The organism is Streptomyces sp. rh34 (genome assembly GCF_002551245.1).
In the GTDB taxonomy this organism is placed as follows: Bacteria; Actinomycetota; Actinomycetes; order Streptomycetales; family Streptomycetaceae; genus Streptomyces.
On record NZ_NTGZ01000383.1, the window covers coordinates 1 to 5,012 of the forward strand.

6 protein-coding genes and 1 pseudogene are annotated in these 5,012 nt (G+C 74.1%); 5 read left to right on the top strand and 2 right to left on the bottom strand.

Annotation, left to right across the window (positions count from 1 at the left end; genetic code table 11):
- A pseudogene (locus CR470_RS40140) lies at positions 1 to 214 on the top strand (ribonuclease HI); the annotation flags it as partial.
- A gap of 88 nt (positions 215 to 302) precedes the next feature.
- Here the strand turns inward: CR470_RS40140 and CR470_RS35680 are convergent.
- Entirely contained in the window at positions 303 to 710 is a 408-nt protein-coding gene (locus tag CR470_RS35680; RefSeq protein ID WP_097871712.1) for an ATP-binding protein, read from the bottom strand.
- Between the two features lie 168 nt (positions 711 to 878).
- On the opposite strand from CR470_RS35680, the gene CR470_RS35685 reads away from it, so the two are divergent.
- The 4 genes from CR470_RS35685 to CR470_RS35700 all read left to right on the top strand — a co-directional run bounded on the left by CR470_RS35685 (position 879) and on the right by CR470_RS35700 (position 3,895).
- A complete protein-coding gene (locus tag CR470_RS35685) occupies positions 879 to 1,712 on the top strand; it encodes a Scr1 family TA system antitoxin-like transcriptional regulator (protein ID WP_097871714.1) in 834 nt (277 codons plus the stop codon).
- 71 nt (positions 1,713 to 1,783) lie between these two features.
- The gene (locus CR470_RS35690; RefSeq protein WP_097871719.1) at positions 1,784 to 2,887 is read left to right on the top strand and encodes a PP2C family protein-serine/threonine phosphatase; all 1,104 of its coding nucleotides are present in this window, start codon (positions 1,784 to 1,786) and stop codon (positions 2,885 to 2,887) included.
- A 271-nt stretch (positions 2,888 to 3,158) separates the two neighbouring features.
- Positions 3,159 to 3,425 carry a WhiB family transcriptional regulator gene (locus CR470_RS35695; protein WP_097871721.1) on the top strand — a complete coding sequence of 89 codons (267 nt, stop codon included), beginning with the start codon at positions 3,159 to 3,161 and terminating at the stop codon, positions 3,423 to 3,425.
- A gap of 86 nt (positions 3,426 to 3,511) precedes the next feature.
- Complete coding sequence (locus CR470_RS35700) at positions 3,512 to 3,895, top strand: YkvA family protein (protein WP_097871717.1); 384 nt, start codon at positions 3,512 to 3,514, stop codon at positions 3,893 to 3,895.
- On the opposite strand, the gene CR470_RS35705 is transcribed toward CR470_RS35700, so the two are convergent.
- Positions 3,888 to 5,012, bottom strand: a 1,125-nt coding sequence (locus CR470_RS35705; RefSeq protein ID WP_257139036.1) for a DUF6777 domain-containing protein, incomplete at its 5' end; no start/stop codon positions are given. The two genes, CR470_RS35700 and CR470_RS35705, sit on opposite strands and share 8 nt — an antisense overlap.

The window sequence follows — 5,012 nt, forward strand, 5'->3', positions numbered from 1 at the left end:
GTCCACGAAGGGGCGATCGGAGGCGTCCGGGGCGTCGGGCGGCGCGAAGGGGCGGAGCGCCGCGGGCGCTTCGAGGGGCGGGCGGTCCACCGGCACGATCGCGGCGCGCTTCGCGGGCCGGTGCCACTGCGGAAAGCCGTACGCGGCCAAGGAGCCGATCGCGAAGAACCCGAACGGCTGGGGCCACCCGGAGTGCCGTACCGCTCCCGCCTGATCACGCGAGGACGGCGGGCGGAGACGCCCGGACGGGCGGTCCCATCGGTCGCGGAGGTGTCGCGGAGACGGGGTCGTCGTGGGGATGCTCAGACGTCGGCCCAGACGAGGCGGCCCGCCAGCGCGGCGCGCGTGCCCCAGCGGGCCGCCAGCGCGTCGACGAGCAGGAGGCCCCTGCCGTCCTCCGCCAGGCTGTCGAGCGTGTCGTCCTCGTCGCCACCCGTCGCCGGGTCGCGGGCGACGGGAAGGCCCGCCGAGTCCCCCGGGGACGCCGGGGCCGGGATCCGGACCCGGCCGCGATTCCATACGCAGATGCGCACGCCGCCCGTGGAGCGCAGGAGCCGACAGCGGATCCGCCGGGTGCTGGTGTGCTGCACGGCGTTGGTGACCAGTTCGGTCACTATCAGAGCCGCCGCCTCGATCCGGTCGGCCGGTTCGCCCCAGGCCCGCATGGCCTCCTGGACCCGGTGACGGGCCTCCGGAACGCCCCCGGGCAATCGGGGAACCCACCAGCTGTGTGCACCTCGGACACCTCCGTCATCGGGGGCACGTTCCGCGCAACTGACTATTTCCGACATGTATGCACTCTCGGCGTAAATCGCATACTTTGCAAGCGACAGAGTGTGTAGTGCTCCGCTCCGGGGCTCGACGAGGAAGGCAGGCGCATGCGAGCCCGATCCGGTCCCACCGTGGAGCACCGCGTCCTCGCGGTCCGTCTCCGTATGCTGCGGGAACGCGCGGGAATCAGCCTGCGGGCCGCGGCCGAGGCACTGGACGCCCACCCCGCCACCGTCCGGCGCATCGAACGCGCCGAGACCGGACTCGACGCCCGGCAGGTCGGCGAACTTCTGCGCTGCTACGGCGTTCCGCCCGCCGTGGCCGAGCCCATCATGGCCGGGCTCGGAGCCGCGAACCTGCCTGGCTGGTGGCACCGGTGGCGGGACGCGATGGAGGGCTGGCAGCAGGACGTCATCGGAGTGGAATCCTCGGCGAGCCTCGTTCGGACCTGGCACCCGGCGCTCGTGCCCGAACTGCTGCGCACCCCCGCGTACGCCGCCGCGCTCCACCGCACGCAGTACCCCGAGGACACCCCCGCCCGCCGGGAACGCCGCGTCGAGCTGCTGAGGGAGCGTCGGCGCCGCATGCGCGAGCGCGGGGCCGCCCTGTGGGCCCTGTTCCCCGCAGCGGCCCTCCACACGCGGGTCGGCGACCGGGAGACCATGGACGGACAGCGGGCCGCGCTGACCGAGGCGATGAAGGAGCAGCACGTCACCATCCAGGTGGTGCCCATGGATCATCCGCCGCACCCCCTGACCGGTATGCCGCCCCTGCACATCCTCCGGGTGCCCGCACCGGAGATCGGGGACCAGGCGGTGCTGGAGACCCCGGGCGTCCGGGTCGACGTCATCGACGACCCCGAGGCCGTGATGGCCCACCGCATCCGGCTGGACGCCGCGTGCGCCGCCGCTCCCGGCCCCGGGGCCCCGCTGCCGGACTGACCGGCTACGGCCCGGCACGGTCGGCCGCCGCCCGGGATGCGGCGGGCCCCGGCGCCGTGCAGCGTGGGGGAGTGGTGCAGCTGCGGAGGGCCAAGTGGATCCCGCTGGGGGTCGTCGTGCTGGCCGTCGTGCTGGACCTGGTCACCCCCGCGGGGGTGACCTCCGCGCCCCTGCTGATCGCGGCTCCCGTCGCCGCCGCACCGCTGCTGACCCTGCGCGGCATCGTCGCGATCGGCGCCTTCTCGATGGCGGTCCACGCGGCCCTCGCGAGGTACGACGGAACCTTCGGCTGGCAGCGGGGCATCGCCAACCAGCTCACCCTTCTGGCCGTAACCGTGCTGGCCGTCCTCATCCACCGCGCCCTGGAGGGCCAAGACGCCCGGACCCGCCGCGCGCGGCATATCGCCGCCGTCGCCCAGAGCGCCGTCCTGCCCAGGCCCCCCTCGCACCTCGGCGAGCTCAGGATCGCCGCCCGGTACGTGCCCGCCGAGAACGAGGCCACGATCGGCGGCGACCTCTACGTCGTCCAGGACACCCCGCACGGGGTGCGCATGATGGTCGGAGACGTCCGCGGCAAGGGGCTGGGCGCGGTCAGCGCGGTCTGCGCGGACCTGGGGGCCTTCCGGTACGCGGCGGACGAGGCGGAGGACCTGCCCGCCCTCGTGACCGCGCTGGAACGCGCCCTTCTGCGCGAGGGCGGCCGACGCGGCGGTCAGGAGCGGGACGAGGGGTTCACCACCGCGCTGATCGCCGAGTTCGCCGAGGACCTCGGCGCCGTCCGCGTCGTCAACCGGGGGCATCCGCCGCCGGTGCTGCTGGACGCCGAGGGCCGGGCCACCGTCCTCGAACCCTCCGAGGAGGCGCCGCCGCTCGGCATGAGCGTCCTGGGAACCTGGTCGTGCCCGGTCGACACCTTCCCGTTCCCGTCCGGCGCCACCCTCATCTGCTACACGGACGGGGTCACCGAGGCCCGCGACGAGTCCGGGGTCTTCTACGACCCGGCCGTCCGGCTGCCCTTGCTCTTCCACCACCGCGCGCTGATCGGCGACCCGGCCACCCCGGCGCAGATCCTCCACCTGCTGATCGAGGACGTGGGGCATCACACCGGCGGCCGGATCCAGGACGATCAGGCGCTCCTCGCCCTGCACCGCCCCCGGTCCCGCCCGTACGCGTGACGGCCGCCGCGCGGCAGACGCCGGTTCCCGGTCATCGGACCGCGTTCGGCACCGGTCGCCGAGGAGACCGCGGCGCCTCCCGTCGACGAGATCGCGGCCGACCGCGTTCCCGCCCGAACCGTCGAGGAGCGCCCATGCCCGACCAGCACTGCGTCATGACGACGGACGACGGTGATGTTTGAGGCACCGATCGTCGGTCACCCGCACGGAAGACACGTACGGCAAGCGACTTAGGACGTATCGACATCAGGAGTGAGCGGAAGTGAGCAGCATGGAGAACTGGCGCCTGCACGCCGCCTGCCGTGAGGAGGACCCGGACCTGTTCTTCCCCATCGGGAGCACGGGCCCCGCGGTCGTCCAGACCAAGGAGGCCAAAGCCGTCTGCCGGACCTGTCCGGTGCAGGCCGCCTGCCTGGAGTGGGCCCTGGAGAACAAGCAGGACTCAGGCATCTGGGGAGGCCTCTCCGAGGACGAGCGGCGTGCTCTGAAGCGCCGCAGCCGCCGACGGGCGGAGACTCGGGGGCGCGGTACGGCCTGACCCGCACCGCGGCATTCCCCGGCCCGGAACGGCGACACCGTCGCCACGGGTTCGTCATCCGGGAACGAGTGGGTACACGATGAGCCATGGACACCACCGTCTGGCTCGTTCTCGGCGCCGTGGCCGCGCTGACCATGCTGGCCTCGGCCGTCGTGCTTCTGGTGCGCGTCTTCAGGGCCAGGAAGCTGCTGGTCGACGCCGGAATCCCCCTGCGCAGCAAAGCGCTCGTCTGGGCGGCCGTCATCTACACCGTGTCACCGGTGGACCTGCTGCCCGACCCCGTCTACCTCGACGACATCGGCTTCCTGCTGGTCGCCCTGCGCTCCCTCCACTCGGCGGCGTCGGCCGCCGGAGTGCGCACGGGTACGCGGGCGAAGAACCCTCTGTTGGAGAGCCGCCTCGACGCCGCGGGCCGAGACCGGGTTCGCGAAGCTGATCCGCGCCCTGCGGACCCCGGCCTCCTCAGCTGAACGCGGGAGCCCCCTGCGGGGCCGTCCCCGGTCCCGGATCCTGCGGGTCCGGGGAGTCCGGCCCGGGCGGCTGCGGGGCCGACTGCGAGCCCGGCGGGGTCTTTGGTGCGGGCTCGGTCGCCGGGTCCTCGGGCGGCGGCTCCGAGGTCGCCGGGTCCTCCGGCGGCGGTTCGGAGGTCGCCGGATCGTCACCGGGCCGCGACGCCGGGTCCTCGGGCGAGGACTCCGACGGAGTGGCCCCGGACGACGAGGGGCAGGGACGGTCACCGTCGTCGCCCGATCCGGGCGGGCAGGGGGAGGCGGACGCGTCCTTCGGCGGATCCGTCTTCTTGTCGCCCTCGCCCGTGTCGCCGGCCGGCCGCTCGAACCAGTCGCCGTTCTCCGGATCGACCATCACGAACTCCTTCACCGGCTTCTCCGCCGGCTCCACCACGACCACGTCGGAGGCCCGGTAGCCCGGCCAGGCCTTGCCCGTCTGCCGCGGAGTCCCCTCCTGGGCGACGGGCGGCAGCAGCGGGTTCCCGCAGGCGCAGCGCACGCGGGGCACGCCCCGGTTGTCCACGAGCACCGCCGTACCCGCCTGGAGCACCGCCTGGTAGGCGGTCGCCTCGCCGTCCCGGTAGCCGTGGTTGGTGACGCGGGTGTCCATGCGCAGCGTCACGGGGGTGAGCCCCCGCAGATAGCCGGGCACGGCGGACGGTTCGATGTCCTGGGCCGAGGCGAACGCCCGGTTCTTGTCCGGAGCCGCCCGCAACACCTTGACCTGCTGCTCCACATCGCAACTCGCGACCTTCCGGGTGCCCCCGTACAGACCGGGGGCCGCGCCGTCCACGCCACGCGTCACGTGCGCGCCGGTCCTCGACGCGCTCGGTGCGACGGAGGGGCTGGCGGTGCCGGGCTCGGGGTCGCTCTCGCGGGCCGTGGACTCCGTGAACGGATCCGGTCCGGAGCCGCCCGCCGCCTGGAGGAAGACCTCGCCGCCCGCCTTCGACCCGCCGTCGGGCCGGGTCAGGACGACGACCAGCACCACCGCGGCGACCAGAGCCGTCGCGATCGCCGCGATCCGGGGCACCGAACGCCACCAGGGGCGGCCCGGCCCGGGGCCGGGGGCGGCGCT

What these genes read in the sequence shown, in the direction of transcription:
- CR470_RS35685 (WP_097871714.1), top strand. Translation starts at nt 879, where the DNA reads ATGCGAGCCCGATCCGGTCCCACCGTGGAGCACCGCGTCCTCGCGGTC.
- CR470_RS35695 (WP_097871721.1), top strand. Translation starts at nt 3,159, where the DNA reads ATGGAGAACTGGCGCCTGCACGCCGCCTGCCGTGAGGAGGACCCGGAC.
- CR470_RS35700 (WP_097871717.1), top strand. Translation starts at nt 3,512, where the DNA reads ATGGACACCACCGTCTGGCTCGTTCTCGGCGCCGTGGCCGCGCTGACC.